Annotated in this window: 15 protein-coding genes and 1 pseudogene; 13 read left to right on the top strand and 3 right to left on the bottom strand. The window is 55.4% G+C overall.

The window, feature by feature from the left end:
• Positions 1 to 73: 73 nt before the first annotated feature.
• Complete coding sequence (ytrI, locus tag B9L19_RS04455; RefSeq protein ID WP_025949481.1) at positions 74 to 577, bottom strand: sporulation membrane protein YtrI; 504 nt, start codon at positions 575 to 577, stop codon at positions 74 to 76.
• Positions 574 to 915, bottom strand: coding sequence for a sporulation membrane protein YtrH (gene ytrH, locus B9L19_RS04460; RefSeq protein ID WP_011232219.1), 342 nt, complete (start codon positions 913 to 915; stop codon positions 574 to 576). The genes ytrI and ytrH overlap by 4 nt, the downstream gene beginning before the upstream one ends.
• Before the next feature lie 115 nt (positions 916 to 1,030).
• Here ytrH and dnaE point away from each other — a divergent pair, with 115 nt between their 5' ends.
• From dnaE to pyk, 6 genes and pseudogenes are all read left to right on the top strand, one after another.
• On the top strand, positions 1,031 to 4,306 hold the full coding sequence (dnaE, locus tag B9L19_RS04465; RefSeq protein WP_167372768.1) for a DNA polymerase III subunit alpha: 3,276 nt from the start codon (positions 1,031 to 1,033) through the stop codon (positions 4,304 to 4,306).
• A 64-nt stretch (positions 4,307 to 4,370) separates the two neighbouring features.
• Positions 4,371 to 5,053: pseudogene (locus tag B9L19_RS04470) on the top strand (FadR/GntR family transcriptional regulator).
• Positions 5,054 to 5,092: 39 nt separating this feature from the next.
• Positions 5,093 to 5,965 carry an acetyl-CoA carboxylase, carboxyltransferase subunit beta gene (accD, locus tag B9L19_RS04475; protein ID WP_025949478.1) on the top strand — a complete coding sequence of 291 codons (873 nt, stop codon included), beginning with the start codon at positions 5,093 to 5,095 and terminating at the stop codon, positions 5,963 to 5,965.
• The gene (gene accA, locus B9L19_RS04480; protein ID WP_025949477.1) at positions 5,950 to 6,927 is read left to right on the top strand and encodes an acetyl-CoA carboxylase carboxyl transferase subunit alpha; all 978 of its coding nucleotides are present in this window, start codon (positions 5,950 to 5,952) and stop codon (positions 6,925 to 6,927) included. Before accD ends, accA begins: the two co-directional genes overlap by 16 nt.
• Before the next feature lie 179 nt (positions 6,928 to 7,106).
• The gene (gene pfkA, locus B9L19_RS04485) at positions 7,107 to 8,066 is read left to right on the top strand and encodes a 6-phosphofructokinase (RefSeq protein WP_011232214.1); all 960 of its coding nucleotides are present in this window, start codon (positions 7,107 to 7,109) and stop codon (positions 8,064 to 8,066) included.
• Between the two features lie 27 nt (positions 8,067 to 8,093).
• A complete protein-coding gene (gene pyk, locus B9L19_RS04490; RefSeq protein WP_025949476.1) occupies positions 8,094 to 9,857 on the top strand; it encodes a pyruvate kinase in 1,764 nt (587 codons plus the stop codon).
• Positions 9,858 to 9,999: 142 nt separating this feature from the next.
• Here the strand turns inward: pyk and ytvI are convergent, their stop codons facing one another.
• Positions 10,000 to 11,118: a sporulation integral membrane protein YtvI gene (gene ytvI, locus B9L19_RS04495; protein ID WP_025949475.1), complete on the bottom strand. Its 1,119-nt coding sequence runs from the start codon at positions 11,116 to 11,118 to the stop codon at positions 10,000 to 10,002.
• Positions 11,119 to 11,211: 93 nt separating this feature from the next.
• Between ytvI and B9L19_RS04500 the strand changes: the two genes are divergently transcribed.
• The 7 genes from B9L19_RS04500 to pnpS all read left to right on the top strand — a co-directional run bounded on the left by B9L19_RS04500 (position 11,212) and on the right by pnpS (position 18,995).
• Entirely contained in the window at positions 11,212 to 11,667 is a 456-nt protein-coding gene (locus B9L19_RS04500) for a DUF441 domain-containing protein (protein ID WP_025949474.1), read from the top strand.
• 291 nt (positions 11,668 to 11,958) lie between these two features.
• Positions 11,959 to 13,077, top strand: a complete 1,119-nt coding sequence (gene citZ / locus B9L19_RS04505; protein ID WP_025949473.1) for a citrate synthase — start codon at positions 11,959 to 11,961, stop codon at positions 13,075 to 13,077.
• A 72-nt stretch (positions 13,078 to 13,149) separates the two neighbouring features.
• Complete coding sequence (icd, locus tag B9L19_RS04510; RefSeq protein WP_025949472.1) at positions 13,150 to 14,421, top strand: NADP-dependent isocitrate dehydrogenase; 1,272 nt, start codon at positions 13,150 to 13,152, stop codon at positions 14,419 to 14,421.
• Positions 14,422 to 14,447: 26 nt separating this feature from the next.
• Positions 14,448 to 15,386 carry a malate dehydrogenase gene (gene mdh, locus B9L19_RS04515; RefSeq protein ID WP_011232208.1) on the top strand — a complete coding sequence of 313 codons (939 nt, stop codon included), beginning with the start codon at positions 14,448 to 14,450 and terminating at the stop codon, positions 15,384 to 15,386.
• Positions 15,387 to 15,470: 84 nt separating this feature from the next.
• Positions 15,471 to 15,938 (top strand): MaoC/PaaZ C-terminal domain-containing protein, encoded by a 468-nt coding sequence (locus B9L19_RS04520; RefSeq protein WP_011232207.1) that lies wholly within the window; start codon positions 15,471 to 15,473, stop codon positions 15,936 to 15,938.
• A gap of 608 nt (positions 15,939 to 16,546) precedes the next feature.
• Positions 16,547 to 17,254, top strand: coding sequence for a response regulator transcription factor (locus B9L19_RS04530; RefSeq protein WP_047752668.1), 708 nt, complete (start codon positions 16,547 to 16,549; stop codon positions 17,252 to 17,254).
• Positions 17,247 to 18,995 carry a two-component system histidine kinase PnpS gene (pnpS, locus tag B9L19_RS04535; RefSeq protein WP_047752669.1) on the top strand — a complete coding sequence of 583 codons (1,749 nt, stop codon included), beginning with the start codon at positions 17,247 to 17,249 and terminating at the stop codon, positions 18,993 to 18,995. The genes B9L19_RS04530 and pnpS overlap by 8 nt, the downstream gene beginning before the upstream one ends.
• Positions 18,996 to 19,115 lie beyond the last annotated feature (120 nt).

A 19,115-nucleotide genomic window follows, 5' to 3' on the forward strand; every position in this document is an offset into this window, starting at 1 on the left:
GGACACCCTCTTTTCCCGCAAGACGCGCTTGTTTGGCACTCCACCGCGGCGGAATGGGGCGGCAAGGCGCGCTCTACGGAAGCGGCGTCAGTTTGACTTCGACGGCCAACAAGGTAAAGATCGTGAGTGTGTGAAGTTCAAGCCGGTATGTCTTCTCGTGGATCGTATACGTTTTGTTTTCAATGGCGCGCTCAATCAGTTCGCGGCTGTTGTACACCGTTTCGATATCTTTCGTAATCAAATGGGACAAGTCTTCTTTGACGCTGTCTTCAATGCGAAATGTCGTGTAGGAATCAAGTTTATATTGCTCGGCGTTGGCGAGATGGACGGAAACGTCCTGCACGGTCAGCTTTTTTTTCATTTCCTTATTGTAATGAATATAGTCTTCCTGCCAAATGCGAATTTCGTTTTGCAAATCGGCGATTTGTTCGTTGAGCTCATTGACGTGCCGCACTTGTTTTTCCTGCAAGACGCCGAACATATACAAAAAGATACACCAACTGATGAGCGCTCCGATCGCCGCGCCGGCGAAAAAGCGCTGCCATGACGGGTATTGGTAATACGGAGGAATTCTCATGGCGAAATGTGCTCCTGCGTCAGCCACGTGATGATCGCCACTCCGGTCTGTGCTCCGCCCATGGCGGACAAAATGAGCAAAAATTGCCGCACGATGTCTTTCGTTTCCCCTAAAAACAGCCCTCGCTCGACGACGTAAAATGTGTCAAACGTCCCGCCGATGGCGGCGACGACCGCCCAAATGCGCAAATCGCCGGCAAATCGGTACATGGCCGTCAGCGGTTGGCCGCCGCTCAAAAACGCGCCGAGCGCGCCGATGATGGCGCCGCCAAGCAGCACGCCGACGGCGATAAAATAGCTTTGAATAAACGCCGGCAAGAAGGCCGCTTTTTCGTTCATGCGTTTCCCCGCCCTTTCTTTCTCTCTTATCTATGTATATCAATAAGGTGGACGGAGTATGTAGCCGAAAGAAAAGTTTTCGCCCGTCAAGCGCACGGATGAGGGAGGGATGGTCATGATGTTCGTCCACTTGCATGTGTTGAGCGGATACAGTTTGTTTCAAAGTGCGGCGGCGGTGGAGGCGCTTGCAGCGAGGGCGAAACAGCTCGGCTATCAAGCGCTCGCGCTCACGGACCGGAATGTGTTGTATGGCGCTATTCCGTTTTACCGGGAATGCAAGCAGAACGGCATTCGCCCGATTATCGGCATGACGGCTGATGTCGCTCTTTCTGGGGAAGAAGCGTTCCCGCTCGTGCTGTTGGCCGCCAATGAAGAGGGGTATCGCCATTTGCTTGAAATCAGCACCATGATGCAAATGGGGGAAACAAAGCATATGGAGGAAGACGCTCTTGTGCGCTTAAGCGGCGGCATCATCGCCATCACTCCCGGAAGCGAGGGACGGGTCGAATCGCTTGTGGCTGCCGGCGAATGGGAGCGGGCGAAAGAGGCGCTTGGCCGCTATCATCAGCTGTTTCCGGGACGGCTGTATGTCGCCGTTCAGCGCGGCGAGCAAACGCGAGCCCCATATGAAGCCGGGTTGTTGCAGCTGGCGGAGGAAACCGGCGTCCCGATCGTGGCGACGAACGACGTCCGTTACGTGGAGCGCAGCGATGCCGTGGCGTGGCGTTGCTTGCAGGCCATCGGCCGCGGCGCGCTGCTTGCGGACATTGAGGACGATAACGGCCGCTATTTGGCAGGGCCAGAGGAGATGGCGCGCCGGTTTGCGGACTTGCCGGAGGCGCTCGAGAACAGCCTGGCGATCGCCCATCAATGCGAGCTGCAGATCGAGTTTGGCGGCTGGCGGCTGCCGGCGTATCCTGTTCCGGACGGAGAGACGGCCGACCGTTATTTGCGCCGCTTATCGGAACAAGGGCTCGTCCGACGCGTGCCGTCGGCCGATGAGCGCTACTGGCGTCGGCTTGCGCATGAGCTGGATGTGATTCAGTCGCTTCATTTCAGCGACTATTTTTTGATCGTCGCCGATGTGCTCGCCTACGCCCGCCGGCGCAGCATCTTAACCGGCCCGGGCCGCGGTTCGGCGGCCGGGTCGCTTGTCGCCTACGCATTGTCGATCACCGATGTCGATCCGATCAAGTATGGGCTTTTGTTTGAACGGTTTTTAAATCCGGAGCGGGCGTCGGTGCCGGATATTGACTTGGATTTTCCTGATGACCGGCGCGAAGAAGTGATTCGCTATGTGGCGGATAAATACGGGCGCGACCGCGTTGCGCAAATCATTACGTTCGGCACGTTCGGCGCCAAAGCGGCGCTGCGCGAGACGGCCAAAGCGCTTGGCGTCCCTGGGCGGGAGGCGGAACAGGTCGTGGTGCTCTTGCCGAGCAAACAAAGTGTGACGCTCCGCCAATGGCATGCCGAGTCCGCCGCTTTTCGGCGCGCGGTGGCAGCGGTTCCGCAAGGGAGAGAGTGGCTGGATGTTGCCCAAAAACTGGAAGGGCTGCCGCGCCATACGTCGATCCACGCTGCTGGTGTCATCATCAGCCCGGAGCCGCTCGTTCGCTTCGTGCCGCTGCAGCCCAGCCATGGCGAATGGCCGCTGACGCAATACGCGATGGGGGCGCTTGAAGCGCTTGGATTGCTGAAAATGGATTTTCTCGGTTTGCGCACGCTCACGTTGATCGAGCAGATCGTGCGCTTGATCGAGCGGCAGACAGGAAAGCCGTTTGACGTCCGCATGCTGCCGCTTGATGATGAAAAAACGTACGCGCTGCTTGGCGCTGGAGATACAAACGGCATTTTTCAGCTGGAATCAAGCGGGATGAAGCGCGTGCTCGCCGAGCTGCGGCCGACCGAGTTTGAAGATGTCGTCGCCGTCAATGCGTTATATCGGCCGGGTCCGATGCAAATGATCCCCGTTTACATCCGGCGCAAGCGCGGCGAGGAGCCGATTGAATACATCCATCCTGACCTTGCGCCGATTTTAGCGCCGACATACGGGGTATTGATCTATCAAGAGCAAATTATGCAAATCGCCGCCCGGCTTGCCGGATTTTCGCTCGGACAAGCGGACGTGCTTCGCCGGGCGGTGGCGAAAAAAGAAAAAGCGCTGCTTGCCAAGCAGCGTCAGACGTTTGTCGCCGGCTGCGTGGCGAACGGCTATCCGAAAGCAGTCGCCGAGGAACTGTACCGACACATCGTCCGCTTTGCCGATTACGGCTTCAACCGCAGCCACGCGGTCAGCTATGCGCTGTTGTCGTATGCGATGGCGTATATGAAAGCTCATTACCCGCTTTGTTTTTATGCGGTCATGCTCACCAATGCCTCCGGCGACCGAGAAAAAGCGGCGGTGTACTATTGGGAGGCGGCGCGAAAAGGGATCAACGTCCTTTTGCCGTCGGTGAACAAAAGCGGTTTTCGCTCTTTTGTGGAGGGGAGCGCCATTCGCCTTGGGCTCGCGATGGTGAAGCAAGTCGGCTCGGCGGCGAAGCTGATTGTCGAGGAGCGGAAAGCGAACGGACCGTTTGCCGACTTCTTTGATTTCGCTGCTCGCTTGCTGCCAAAAGGGCTCGGGCGCCCGGCGCTCGAGGCGCTCATTTCCGTTGGGGCGTTTGACGAGTTCGGTGCAGATCGGGCTTCGCTTCTTGCCAGCATTGACATTGCGATCGAACATGCGCAATGGGTTCAGGCGCTGCAAGCCGGAGGGCTGTCGTTAAAACCGAAATATGCTGCCGCACATTCGTGGCCTTTGTCCGAACGGCGGCGGCGGGAAGCGGAGTTTCTTGGCTTCGCCGTCACCCCGCATCCGGCGGCGGTGTGCCGCCCGTTGCTGCAAGCGGCGGGGGCGGTGTATGCTGCTGATGTACATGGATCGTCAACTGTGGTCGGGGGAGCGGTCGTCCGCATACGGAAAACGAGGACAAAGCAGGGAGAAGAAATGGCGTTTTTCACCGTCGGCGATGAGAGCGGGGAATTGGAGGCGGTGGCGTTTCCAAACGTTTACCGCCGCGCGGCGGGCGTATTGAAGGAAGGGCAGTTTGTATTGCTTGCCGGAACGATTGAGATGCGCGGCGGACGGCGCCAGCTCATCATACGCCGAGCCGAACGATTGGGGGCGTCGGCGCTGTATATCGACGCCAGCCGCCAAGACAAGGCGCGTCTTGCCGCGCTGAAGCCGCTGTTGGAACGACACCAAGGCCATACTCCGGTGTATTTGTACGATGAAGCGAATCGGAAGCTTCTCCGTCTTCCCGAGCGGTATGCGGCCGATCTCACCGCGCCGCTTATCGATGAATTGCTTTCCTTGTTCGGCTCTGGTCGCGTAGCCGTCAAGTAAGTCAAGTCGCACTTTACTATTTTCTTATTTTGTTATATCGTATAACCATTAGGTGGTCAGACCAGTGAAGGAAGCGAAGGAGAGGGGTCATGGCATCAAAGAGGAGAACGTGTATGCCGAGACGTTGAAACATATCCACCGCATGATGGCGGAAGACAACCTAGCCCCTGGCGACAAGCTGCCGTCGGAGCGCGAGCTGGCCGAACGGCTCGGCGTCGGGCGTTCATCGGTGCGCGAGGCGTTGCGGGCGCTTGAATTTCTCGGCTTGATTGAAACGCGGCGCGGCGAGGGGAGGTATAGGCGTGAGGTCGGCAGCCACCAGCTGATCGACCTGTTGGCGATGTTTTTGTTGGAAAATGAACGGGCGAAGGCCGATTTGGCGGAAACAAAGCGGCTCATCGAACGTTTGTTGCTTGAACTGGCGTGCCGGCGCCGGAGCGCAGAGGACGTAAACGAGCTGAAAAAAATCGTTCGCCAAAAACCGATCGATTTCGCGCGGTTTTTCGAGACGGTGGTGGAAGCGGCTGGAAATGTTTTGCTCGCCCGCATTTGGCGGGTGCTGTCGGGGTTTGCCGCTTCGTTTGCGCCCGAGCCGCCCCTTGCCGACGCCGGCTATGAACAGCTGCTCGCCGCGTTGGAAAGGCAAGATCCGGCAGAGGCTGCCGCCGTCTGGGAGGCGAACGGCCTTCGCCGTTGTCGAAACGGGCCGGACATCGTTTGACAAACAATGATGTCCATTTTCGATAAAGTAGTAGAGAGGCGAAAACGCAAAGGAGGGGCTCCCTCGTGTGGAAAGACTTGTTTGTGAAAAAGAAAAAGTATGCACCGCTGCCCTCAGAACAAGCGAGGCATGAAGTGCCGGAAGGCGTGATGACGAAATGTCCGCAATGCAAGAAAATTATGTATACAAAAGAGTTGATCAAAAACTTGCGTGTTTGCCTAAGTTGCGGCTACCATCATCCGATGCCGGCGCGTGAACGGATTGCAAGCCTTCTTGATGACGGCAGCTTCCGCGAGTATGACGCCGATATGATCTCGGTCAATCCGCTCGGCTTTCCGGGCTACATCGAAAAACTGGAAGAAGACCGGCGCAAGTCAGGGTTGAACGAGGCGGTCGTCACCGGGGAAGGGGCGCTTTATGGCCATCCGCTCGTCATTGCTGTCATGGATTCATCGTTTCGCATGGGCAGCATGGGCTCGGTCGTTGGCGAAAAAATCACCCGCGCCGTCGAACGGGCGCGCGAACAGCAGATGCCGTTTCTCATTTTCACCGCTTCCGGCGGCGCCCGCATGCAGGAAGGGGTGTTGAGCCTCATGCAAATGGCGAAAACAAGCGCGGCGCTCAAACGGTTCAGCAACGACGGCGGCTTGTTCATCTCCGTCATGACCCACCCGACGACCGGCGGTGTATCGGCGAGTTTCGCCTCGCTTGGGGATTATAACTTTGCCGAGCCGGGGGCGCTCATTGGTTTTGCCGGCCGCCGCGTCATCGAGCAGACGGTGCGGGAAGAGCTGCCGGACGATTTCCAGACGGCGGAGTTTTTGTTGAAGCACGGGCAGCTTGATGCCGTCATTCACCGCCACGAGCTGAAAGAAACGCTTGCGGTCGTCTTGGATCTTCATCAAAAAGGAGGGGAAGAGGGATGGTGGCGGAATTAGAATTCGAAAAGCCGCTTGTTGAGCTGCGCCGCAAAATTCAAGAGTTGAAAGAGTTCATGAAAACGGCGGACGTCGATTTATCGGCGGAAATCGAAAAGCTTGAGGCGCGCCTCGCCAAGCTGGAAAACGAGATTTATGCGAATTTGACGCCGTGGGACCGCGTGCAAATCGCCCGCCACCCGCAGCGGCCGACGACGCTCGATTACATCGAGCGGTTGTTTACGAACTTTCTTGAGTGCCACGGCGACCGCTGCTTTGGCGATGATGAGGCGATCGTCGGCGGCATCGCCAAATACGACGGGCTCCCCGTGACGGTCATCGGCCACCAACGCGGCAAAGATACGAAAGAAAACTTGCGCCGCAACTTTGGCATGCCGCATCCGGAAGGATACCGGAAGGCGCTGCGGCTCATGAAGCAGGCAGAAAAGTTTTCGCGGCCGATCATCTGCTTTATCGACACGAAAGGTGCCTACCCGGGCAAAGCGGCCGAAGAGCGCGGGCAAAGCGAGGCGATCGCCCGCAACTTGTTTGAAATGGCTGGGATCACGGTGCCTATCGTCTGCATCGTCATCGGAGAGGGCGGAAGCGGCGGGGCGCTTGCCCTTGGCGTCGGCAATCATATCCATATGCTTGAAAACTCGACGTACTCGGTCATCTCGCCGGAAGGGGCGGCGGCGATTTTGTGGAAAGACGCCTCATTGGCGCAGCGGGCGGCGGAAACGATGAAAATCACCGCTCATGACTTAAAGGCGCTCGGCGTCATCGATGAAATCATTCCAGAAGTCAAAGGCGGCGCTCACCGCAACGCCGACGAGCAGGCAAAAGAAATTGACCGCGTGCTGCGCCGTTCGCTCAAACAGCTGTTGGCGCTTGACGGCGAAGAGCTCGTCCGGCAGCGCTATGAAAAATTTAAACAAATGGGCCAAGTGTCGTTTTTGCCGGAAACGATTCGGGCAAGATAAGGAAAAAGCTGTCTCCTTCGCGGGACAGCTTTGTTCTATTGTGAAAAAATCCACTTTTGTAAGCCGTTTCAGCGATCGCTTCTATATTGTGTTCCGCTGTTGTTCATGGTACATTAGGGATGTTCAAGAAGACGTATGAGGTCGGACGTGTGCAATTCGATGCAAACGAGGTGGAAATGATGAAACGAATTGGTGTGTTGACAAGCGGCGGCGACTCGCCGGGCATGAATGCGGCCATTCGCGCTGTCGTCCGCAAAGCGATTTACCATGGGGTGGAAGTGTACGGAATCTACCACGGGTATGCCGGGTTGATCGCCGGCAATATCAAAAAGCTGGAAGTCGGGGACGTCGGGGACATCATCCATCGCGGCGGCACCATCCTTTATACCGCGCGCTGCCCGGAGTTTAAGACGGAAGAAGGACAGAAAAAGGGGATCGAGCAACTGAAAAAGCACGGCATTGAAGGGCTGGTCGTCATCGGCGGCGACGGGTCGTATCAAGGGGCGAAAAAATTGACGGAGCACGGCTTCCCGTGCGTCGGCGTGCCCGGGACGATCGACAACGACATTCCAGGCACCGATTTTACGATCGGTTTTGACACCGCGCTCAATACGGTCATTGACGCCATTGACAAAATCCGCGACACGGCGACGTCGCATGAGCGGACGTACGTCGTCGAAGTGATGGGCCGCCATGCCGGCGACATCGCGCTATGGTCGGGGCTTGCCGGAGGGGCGGAGACCATTTTGATTCCGGAAGCGGACTACGACATGGACGACATCATCGCCCGCTTGAAGCGCGGCCATGAACGCGGCAAAAAACACAGCATCATCATCGTCGCCGAGGGAGTCGGCAGCGGCGTCGACTTCGGCCGGCAAATTCAAGAGGCGACCGGCTTTGAGACGCGCGTGACGGTGCTTGGCCATGTGCAGCGCGGCGGATCGCCGACGGCGTTTGACCGCGTGTTAGCGAGCCGCCTCGGCGCCCGTGCGGTCGAGCTGCTCCTTGAAGGCAAAGGCGGCCGCTGCGTTGGCATTCAAAACAACCAAATCGTGGACCATGACATTGCCGAAGCGTTGGCGAAAACCCATACGGTCGATCAGCGGATGTATACCTTGTCGAAAGAGCTGTCGATTTAATTCCCGAGGGGAAAGGAAGAAGAAGTGATGAAGCGGAAAACGAAAATCGTCTGTACGATCGGGCCGGCAAGCGAGAGCGTAGACAAGCTCGTGCAATTGATCGAAGCGGGGATGAACGTGGCGCGTCTCAACTTTTCGCACGGAGATCATGAGGAACACGGGCGGCGCATCGCCAACATTCGCGAGGCGGCGAGGCGGACGGGCCAAACGATCGCCATTTTGCTCGATACGAAAGGTCCGGAAATCCGCACGCACAATATGGAGAACGGCGCCATCGAACTGAAGGAAGGGGCAAAGCTCATCATTTCGATGAGCGAAGTGCTCGGCACGCCGGAAAAAATTTCTGTCACCTATCCGGGGCTGATCGATGATGTGTCCGTTGGTTCGAAAATTTTGCTGGACGATGGGTTGATCGGCCTTGAAGTCAACGCGGTCGACAAGCAAGCTGGAGAAATTGTCACGACCGTCTTAAACAGCGGTGTGCTCAAAAACAAAAAAGGGGTCAATGTCCCCGGCGTGCGTGTCAATTTGCCGGGCATCACCGAGAAGGACCGAGCCGATATTTTATTTGGCATCCGCCAAGGCATCGACTTCATCGCCGCCTCGTTTGTGCGTCGGGCGTCTGATGTGCTCGAAATCCGCGAGTTGCTCGAGGCGAATGACGCCTTACATATCCAAATTATCGCGAAAATTGAAAATGAAGAAGGCGTCGCCAACATCGATGAAATTTTGGAAGCCGCCGATGGCCTCATGGTGGCGCGCGGCGACCTTGGCGTTGAGATTCCGGCTGAGGAAGTGCCTCTCATTCAAAAAATGCTCATTAAAAAGTGCAACATGCTTGGCAAGCCGGTCATCACGGCGACGCAAATGCTCGACTCGATGCAGCGCAATCCGCGGCCAACGCGGGCTGAGGCGAGCGATGTCGCCAACGCCATTTTTGACGGCACCGACGCCGTCATGCTTTCCGGAGAAACCGCAGCCGGCCAGTATCCGGTCGAAGCGGTAAGGACGATGCACCAAATCGCGCTCCGCACCGAGCAGGCGTTGGAGCATCGCGACATTTTGTCCCAGCGCACGAAAGAGAGCCGAACGACGATCACCGATGCCATCGGCCAATCGGTCGCCCACACAGCGCTCAATTTGGATGTCGCGGCGATCGTGACGCCGACGGTGAGCGGAAAAACGCCGCAGATGGTGGCGAAATACCGCCCGAAAGCCCCGATCATCGCGGTGACATCAAACGAAGCGGTCTCGCGGCGGCTGGCGCTCATTTGGGGCGTGTATACGAAAGAAGCACCGCATGTCAATACAACCGATGAAATGCTCGATGTGGCGGTCGACGCGGCGGTGCGCTCCGGCTTGGTGAAGCACGGCGACTTGGTCGTCATCACGGCCGGCGTGCCGGTCGGCGAAACGGGATCGACGAACTTAATGAAAGTGCACGTCATCAGCGATCTTCTCGCCAAAGGGCAAGGCATCGGCCGAAAGTCGGCATTCGGCAAGGCGGTCGTCGCCAAAACGGCGGAAGAGGCACGGAAAAAAATGGTTGAGGGTGGCATTTTAGTCACCATCAGCACGGATGCCGATATGATGCCGGCGATCGAAAAAGCGGCGGCGATCATCACCGAGGAAGGCGGGTTGACGAGCCATGCGGCGGTCGTCGGCTTAAGCCTTGGCATTCCGGTCGTCGTCGGGGTGGAAAATGCCACAAGCTTGTTTAAAGATGGGCAAGAGATCACGGTCGATGGCGGCTTTGGCGCCGTCTACCGCGGTCATGCGAGCGTGTTGTAACGGACGTTGCAGCAAAACAGGGTGTCCCAAACGCAGCGGGACACCCTTTCGCATCGTCCTATAGACCCATGAAACATCTTTGTGAAACGAAAGATTGTATTCCTATTATAGAAAACCGAGCTTGTGAGACAGCTCCCTTCGATTACGTGGTCGGCTTGCCGATAATAAAGCGCCAAAGATCACGAAACACATTGGCGCTATGGAGCGTGCGGATGATGACAAGCGCGACGGGGCCGGCAATCAAGCCGAGAAACCCGAGCAGCTTGAAGCCGACGAACAAGGCGATGAGCGTCGCGAGCGGATCGAGGCCGATTGTTGAAGAAAGCACCTTCGGCTCCATGATTTGCCGTTGGACGAGGACGACGACATACAGCACACCCAATCCGATGGCAAACGGAATGTCGCCGCTCACGGCGGTGTAAATGATCCAAGGGACAAAGACAATTCCTGTTCCCAAATATGGCAAAAGATCGACGAATCCGATGATCAAGGCGATCGTAATGGCGTAATCGACGCGCAAAATAAGCAAGCCGATCAACACGATGACCGTCGTAATCGAAATGAGCGTCGCCTGCGCTTTGATAAAGCCAAACAGCGCCCGCTTTAAATCAAGAAACACCGTTTTTCCGCTTGTGCGGGCTTTCGTCGGCAGCCATTGCTGCGCCATGCGCACGAGACGCCGCCAGTCTTTGCTGATGAAAAACGTCGCCAACAGTGAAAAAATAAACACGGTCGCGGCATTCGGCAGCCAGGCGAGAAGTTGCGGAATGTTTTGCAGGATGCTCTGGACAAATTCACCAACCGTCGTCCCCATTTTTTTTCCGACGGCTTGAATGTTTTGCATAATCGTATCCTGTTGGGTGGCGCTTAAACTTTTAAACATCCCGGCCAAATCTTTGTAAATCGGGATGATTTGGTCGGCGACGAACGTCTCCATGTACGTGATCAATGCTTGAAATTTTTCCGGCACGACGCGGGCTAAATATTGCGTTCCCGAAACGATTTCGGCAACAAGAAGCGTGACCAAGCCGGCGACCGCGGCAAACAACATGATGAGCGTGACGCTGACCGCGAGCCAGCGCGGCATTTTCGCTTTCCGCTCCAAAGCATCGACGAGCGGGTTGATGATCATCGCGATGAAAAAGGCGATGATGAACGGATACGTCACCGTCGCGATGTAGTACGCAGCGATGGCGCCGAGCGCGACAGCGGCGATGACAAGAAAAAAGCGCAAAAAGCGATCAACATAAACTCGGGACAATGTTTCACCTCCAACGACGTTCTATATTGATATATTACACGTTTTTTTACGGGGAAGCAAAAAGACAAGTTTCATAGGAAAGGACGGACGACCGTGAACGAACCGGTGTTGTTTTTATTGTTGTTGCTTGGGCTCGGCTTTTTGGCGAAAAACAAGTCGCTGATTGTTGCCGTCGTTGTGCTGTTGGCCATCAAACTTGTCGGCTTGGATCAAAAAGTGCTGCCGATCATTCAGTCCAAAGGGATCAACTGGGGAGTGACGGTCATTACGATCGCCGTGCTCGCTCCCATCGCCTCTGGGGAGATCGGCTTTCGGCAGCTTGTCGGCTCTCTGCAGTCGTTGTCGGCTTGGGTGGCGCTTGCATCTGGCATTTTTGTCGCCTTGATCGCCAAAAATGGAGTAACGCTCCTTGCCCATGACCCGCATATGACAGCGGCGCTTGTGCTCGGAACCATCCTCGCGGTTTCGCTGTTTCATGGGGTGGCGGTTGGTCCATTGATCGGCGCTGGCATTGCCTATACGGTCATCAAAATGGTAGAATATTTTTGATCATCAGGCGGTGTGTGGGATCCTCCGTTTTGAGATGAATTAATTTCCATTTTATTCCTTATCATCATTTCTTTTGACGTGTGACAGCTGACAAAAGTCTGATAATTGTTTATAATAATAAACGTGAGTGAGTTTTCGGCCAAGCATTGTACAGCTGTTGCGACGGGGCGGTTGTCGCCGGCGTGATGTAAGCACTTTCGCGCGCATTTGTTTTTGCCTCCATTTCGAGCAAGCGCTCATCGGCCATCGGTCGTGATGGCCGGAACTTATGAAGAGAAGGGGAGATTGAACATGACAGCAACCCGTGGGTTAGAGGGAGTTGTGGCCACAACGTCAAGCATCAGTTCGATCATCGATGACACGTTGACGTATGTCGGTTATGACATTGACGATTTAGCCGAAAACGCTTCCTTCGAAGAAGTGGTTTATTTGCTTTGGCATCGTGAACTGCCGACGAAAGAGCAGCTTGAGGAATTAAAGAAACAGTTGGCGGAAAACGCTGAAATTCCAAATGAAATCATTGAACACTTCAAGCTGTATCCGATTGACAAGGTGCATCCGATGGCGGCTTTGCGCACCGCGGTATCGCTTCTCGGCTTGTATGACGAAGAGGCGGATGTGATGACGAAAGAGGCGAATGATCGGAAAGCCATTCGCCTGCAGGCGAAAATCCCGACGATTGTCACCGCCTTCGCCCGCGTGCGCAAAGGGTTGGAACCGGTTGCGCCGCGCAAAGATTTGAGCTTTGCCGCCAATTTCTTGTACATGCTGACCGGCAAAGAACCAGACGACATCGCCACGGAAGCGTTCAACAAGGCGCTCGTGCTGCATGCCGACCACGAGTTGAACGCGTCGACGTTCACGGCGCGCGTCTGCGTAGCCACGCTGTCCGATATGTATTCCGGCATCACGGCGGCGATCGGAGCCTTGAAAGGGCCGCTTCACGGCGGGGCGAACGAAGCGGTGATGAAAATGTTGATGGAAATCGGCACGGTCGACAACGTCGAGCCATACATCCGCAGAAAGCTCGCCAACAAAGAAAAAATTATGGGCTTTGGCCATCGCGTTTACCGAAAAGGCGACCCGCGCGCCAAACATTTGAAAAAAATGTCGGAAAAACTGACGAAGCTCGTCGGCGAACCGCATTGGTATGAAATGTCGACGAAGATTGAAGAAATCGTCACATCGGAAAAAGCGCTGCCGCCGAACGTTGACTTTTATTCCGCCTCGGTTTACCATTGTTTAGGAATCGATCATGATTTGTTTACGCCGATTTTTGCCGTCAGCCGCACCTCGGGATGGTTGGCTCACATCTTGGAACAATACGACAACAACCGTCTCATCCGTCCGCGCGCTGAGTACACCGGCCCAGGCAAGCGGGCGTACGTGCCGATCGACGAGCGCGGCTGAAACAAGTGGACAAGGCGGTGAAGGCGTGCCTTCACGCCTTTTTATAAAAAAATGGCATTGGGGGTTTTGCTCGTGACGCAAGGAGAAAAAATTACAGTTCAAAATGGTGTGCTCAACGTTCCAAACAACCCGATCATTCCGTTCATCGAGGGGGATGGAACCGGCCCGGACATTTGGGCGGCCGCTTCGCGCGTGCTCGAAGCAGCGGTGGAAAAAGCGTACAAAGGCGAGAAAAAAATCATCTGGAAGGAAGTGCTCGCTGGTGAAAAAGCGTACAAGCTGACGGGCAGCTGGCTTCCGGATGAAACGCTTGAGACGATCCGCGAATACATAATCGCCATTAAAGGGCCGTTGACGACGCCGGTTGGCGGCGGCATCCGCTCGCTGAACGTCGCGCTCCGCCAAGAGCTCGACCTGTTTGTCTGCTTGCGCCCGGTTCGCTACTTCCCAGGCGTTCCGTCGCCGGTGAAACGCCCGGAAGACACCGATATGGTCATTTTCCGGGAAAACACGGAAGACATCTACGCTGGCATTGAATATGCCAAAGGCACGCCGGAAGTGAAAAAAGTCATCGACTTTTTGCAAAACGAAATGGGCGTGCGCAAAATCCGCTTCCCGGAAACGTCCGGCATCGGCATTAAACCGATTTCCGAACAAGGGACGAAACGGCTTGTGCGCGCGGCGATCAACTACGCGATTGAACACGGCCGCAAGTCGGTGACGCTCGTTCATAAAGGAAACATTATGAAATTCACCGAAGGCGCGTTTAAAAACTGGGGTTATGAATTGGCGGAGGAAGAATTCGCCGACAAAGTGTTCACGTGGGCGCAATACGACCGAATCGTTGAAACGGAAGGAAAGGAAGCGGCGAACAAAGCGCTTGCTGATGCGGAAGCGTCCGGCAAAATCATTATCAAAGATGTCATCGCCGACATCTTCCTGCAACAAATTTTGACGCGTCCGCGCGAATTTGACGTCATCGCGACGATGAACTTAAACGGCGACTACATTTCCGACGCGCTGGCCGCTCAAGTCGGCGGCATCGGCATCGCGCCGGGGGCAAACATCAACTACGAAACCGGCCACGCGATTTTCGAAGCGACGCACGGCACGGCGCCGAAATACGCAGGGCTTGACAAAGTCAACCCGTCGTCCGTCATTCTCTCGGGCGTCATGATGTTTGAGCATCTTGGTTGGAACGAAGCAGCGAAATTGATCATCAAAGCGATGGAGAAAACGATCGCCGCGAAAATCGTCACGTATGACTTCGCCCGCCTGATGGAAGGGGCGACGGAAGTGAAATGCTCCGAATTTGCTGATGCGCTCATCCGCAATATGGACTAACCTTTGAAGGAAAGGGATGGAAAACGATGGCGATGAAACGGAAAAAAATCTCGGTGATCGGCGCCGGATTCACGGGGGCGACGACGGCGTTCCTTTTGGCGCAAAAAGAGCTCGGCGACGTCGTGTTGGTCGATATTCCGCAGCTTGAGAACCCAACGAAAGGGAAGGCGCTCGATATGCTCGAGGCAAGCCCGGTGCTCGGCTTTGACGCGAATATCATCGGCACATCGGATTACGCTGACACAGCCGATTCCGACATCGTCGTCATCACAGCAGGCATCGCCCGCAAGCCGGGCATGAGCCGGGACGATTTGGTGACGACGAACCAAAAAATTATGAAGCAAGTGACGAAGGAAGTCGTCAAATACTCGCCGAACTGCTACATCATCGTCTTGACGAACCCGGTCGATGCCATGACATACACGGTGTTTCAAGAGTCCGGGTTTCCGAAAAACCGCGTCATCGGCCAGTCGGGCGTCTTGGATACGGCGCGCTTCCGCACGTTCGTCGCCGAGGAGCTGAACATTTCGGTAAAAGATGTCACGGGGTTTGTTTTAGGCGGCCATGGCGATGACATGGTGCCGCTCGTCCGCTACTCGTACGCCGGCGGCATTCCGCTCGAAAAACTCATTCCGAAAGATCGTTTGGACGCCATCGTTGAGCGGACGCGCAAAGGCGGCGGTGAAATCGTCAACCTGCTCGGCAACGGCAGCGCCTACTACGCACCGGCCGCCTCGCTTGTCGAAATGGTCGAAGCGATTTTGAAAGACCAGCGCCGCATTTTGCCGGCGATCGCCTACCTTGAAGGCGAATACGGCTATGAAGGCATTTATTTGGGCGTGCCGACGATCCTCGGCGGCAACGGCATCGAGAAAGTGATCGAGCTCGAGCTGACCGAAGAGGAAAAAGCGGCGCTCGCCAAATCCGTCGAATCCGTTAAAAATGTCATGCGCATGCTGGAATAGCGGCGAGGCAAAAATTCGGGCATTGCCCCGGATTTTTGCCCACAGTCAATGAAAGCGCTTTCTAGACAACAAAGGGGTGGGAACATGTTGAAAAAACGAAAGCTCGGGAGACGGATCGGGGAAATTCAAGCGGGGGAAAAGCTCGTGTTCCAAGCCGCCATCGAAGACAAAGACTTGCTTCTTTATCTTGGGCTGACGGATGATGCCAATCCGCTCTATATCCAGCATGATTATGCTTCACAGACGCCGTTTGGAAAACCGGTCGTGCCGCCGGTCATGTTGACGGGGATGATCACGTCCGCGGTCTCCAAATATTTGCCGGGTCCGGGCAGCTACATTACGCGGCAGGATCTTCGCTTTCTCCGCCCCGTTTATCATTATGAAACGCTCGAATTTTTGCTCGAAGTCGCCGATGTCGATGAGGCGGGCCATTGCGTGACGTTGTCCGTCATGGCGACGCGCGGTGCGGAAACGGTGCTTGACGGAACGCTGTCTGTCTGCCCGCCGCATACGTTGCCGCGCCTAGACGGGCGGGTGCTCGAGAACTTTTGACCTCATGTTGAAAGCAGTCCCCCACTTCGAAACAAAGGGGGAGTTTCATCCTATTTCGCGCAGGAGACTCCCGCTTCAACGACCAAAGGGAGTAAGTGGGAGAGGAATGCGTGTTCCCCCTTTCTTTTGTGTATGATATAATAAAGACGTGGAGAAAACCGTTCAATAAAGGCACTCCAATAACGGCTGCTCGATGGATGGAGTGGGTTGCAGGAAACGTTGCAACCGTCAAACATCGAGCGTAGGTCTGTCTGTTGTGTGTGGAAGCCAAGTACTGCCAACAGACACACCGAGAGAATCGGCAACGATGCAGGCATGACCTGCGTCGTTGGGCAGCGGTCAACCTGCCCCTGATGCAACCCCAAGTCAAGGAAGGAGGACGAAGTCCGCTCGCACTTCTGGGGAGTGGCAAGCCCCCACTTCAAGCGTTAGCGAAGTGGGGGTAGTTGACGCCGCTTTCCGTCAAAGGAAGCCAACCAAACGCGAGAGGCAGTTTTCCGCGGGCAACCTGTCCGCAGGAAAACGCCTTTTTTCTTTTTTTGTCCGAATCATGGCGTTAATTGTGGTATCATAAAGGGAGAAATCATTGGACGGGATGGAGGAGCGGCATGGGACGAAAAATTTTAGTTGTCGATGACGAACAGCCGATTGTGACTCTGTTGTCGTACAATTTGGAGAAAGCCGGATTTCACGTCGTGACCGCTCACGATGGCGAAGAGGCGCTCGTGAAAGTAGCGTCCGAGCAGCCGGCGCTCATTATTTTGGACTTGATGCTGCCGAAGCTTGACGGCGTTGATGTGTGCAAGCGGCTTCGCCAGCAGCAAATCATGACGCCGATTTTAATGTTGACGGCTCGCGATGATGAATTTGACAAAGTGCTTGGTCTTGAGCTTGGCGCCGACGACTATATGACAAAGCCGTTCAGCCCGCGCGAAGTCATTGCCCGCGTCAAGGCGATTTTGCGCCGCACGGAGATCATTCAGCCGGCGGCTGAATCGAGCGAGCGGCTTGTTGTTGGCGAGCTGGAAATTTTTCGGGAACGCTATGAAGCAACGATCGGCGGCAAGCCGCTTGAGCTGACGCCGAAAGAGTTTGAGTTGCTCCTTTATTTGGCTCGCCATAAAGGGCGGGTGTTGACGCGCGACCAGCTGCTCAGCGCCGTGTGGAACTACGAGTTTGCCGGCGATACACGCATTGTCGACGTCCATATCAGCCACTTGCGCGAGAAGATCGAAACCGATACGAAAAAACCGATGTACATTAAAACGGTGCGCGGCCTTGGCTACAAATTGGAGGAACCGAAGCGGCATGAATAGCTTCCGCACCCGCCTTTTGTTTTGGCTCGTGACGCTCATCGCCACGGTGTTGATCGCCCTCGGGCTTTTGCTCGGGCAATTGCTGAAAGATTTTTACGCCGAGACGATGAACAAACGGATGGAAAAAGAGGCCCAAGCGCTTGCGATTTTGCTTGAAAATGAACCGCTCGAGCAAATCCGCGCCGATTTGCAGGAAATGGGGAATGAGCTGTCGTCCCGCATCACCGTGCTCGATAAAGAAGAACGGGTGCAGTTTGACAGCGGCCGCGTCGCAGCGATCAGCGACAAAGACCATGAGCGCATCGTCCGCGCGATTTTGCGCAAAAAGCAGTTTCCCCGTTTTTCCGTGATTGAAAAAACAAACGACGTCTATTACTACATCGTCCCGTACGAGCGCGGTGAGCGGAGCGGGTACGTCGTTTTAAGCACACCGACGAGCTCACTCCAAAAAGTAAACGAGCAAATTTGGGGCGTGCTCACGAGCAGCCTCGGGATGGCGCTCGTTGTCATCATCGCCCTCGTCTGGAAAATCGCCAATCAATATATGAAGCCAATTGAAGAAGCGACGAAAGTGGCGTTTGAGCTGGAAAAAGGCAATTACGCCGCCCGTGTGCCCGATGGTGAATATAACGAGGCCGGGATGCTTGTGCGCTCGATCAACCGGCTGGCCCGCCATTTGCAGGAGATGAGCAGGGCGCGGGAAATTCAGACCGATCGGCTTCACACGCTCATTGAAAACGTCGGCAGCGGCTTGTTGTTTATTGACCACCGCGGACATATTTCGCTCATCAATCGGGCGTTCCAGACTCAGTTTCATCTCGATCCGTCGGATTGTTTGCACCGTCCGTACGCCGATGTGCTGCCGCATGGCGACATCGTCCGGTTTATCGATGATATTTTCATCACCGAAACGACGATGCGCCGGCATATGCGGCTGACGATTGGCATCGAGCGGAAACATTTCGATGTATACGGGGCTCCCATCATTGGCACGAACGCCGAATGGAAAGGGATTGTCGTCGTGTTTCACGACATTACGGAGCTGAAGCGTCTTGAGCAAATCCGCAAAGACTTTGTCGCCAACGTTTCGCACGAATTGAAAACGCCGGTGACGTCCATCAAAGGATTCGCCGAAACGCTATTGGATGGCGCCATGAAGGATGAAGCGGCGCTCGAACATTTTTTGACCATCATCTTAAAAGAAAGCGAACGGCTGCAAACGCTCGTTGAGGAACTGTTGGACTTGTCGAAAATCGAGCAGCACGGATTTCAGCTGCAACTCGAAGACGTGGATATCGCTCAAGTCATCGCCGAAGCGGCTGCTGTGTTTCGCCAAAAAGCGGCGGAAAAACAAATTGATTTGCATATCGAATCGCCATCCGGGCTTGTCATCCGCGGTGACAGAAATCGGATGAAGCAAATTTTGCTGAACTTGCTCGCCAACGCCATCACGTATACGCCGGAGCACGGACGGGTCGCTGTCGAGGCGGAAGAGACGGAGAAAGAAGTGCTGATCCATGTGAAAGACACCGGAATCGGCATTGAGGAAAAGGAAATCCCGCGCATTTTTGAGCGTTTTTACCGCGTCGACAAGGCGCGCAGCCGCGATTCCGGCGGAACGGGGTTGGGACTTTCGATTGTGAAACATTTGGTTGAGGCTCACCATGGATCTATTACCGTAGCGAGCAAAGTGGGGCGCGGCACCGTGTTCACGATCCATTTTCCAAAGCCGGGGCGGTAGCCGGCTTCTTTTGATCATCTCCAACTGAGAAGCCTCCCATTTTTCAGCGTGAGCGTAAGCAGGGGATGAATCGGCGCCTCCCATCATGGTGGGAGAGCGTTCAAGGCAAGCCGCAGGCAT

It is taken from the genome of Geobacillus thermocatenulatus (assembly GCF_002217655.1).
Lineage (GTDB): Bacteria > Bacillota > Bacilli > Bacillales > Anoxybacillaceae > Geobacillus > Geobacillus thermocatenulatus.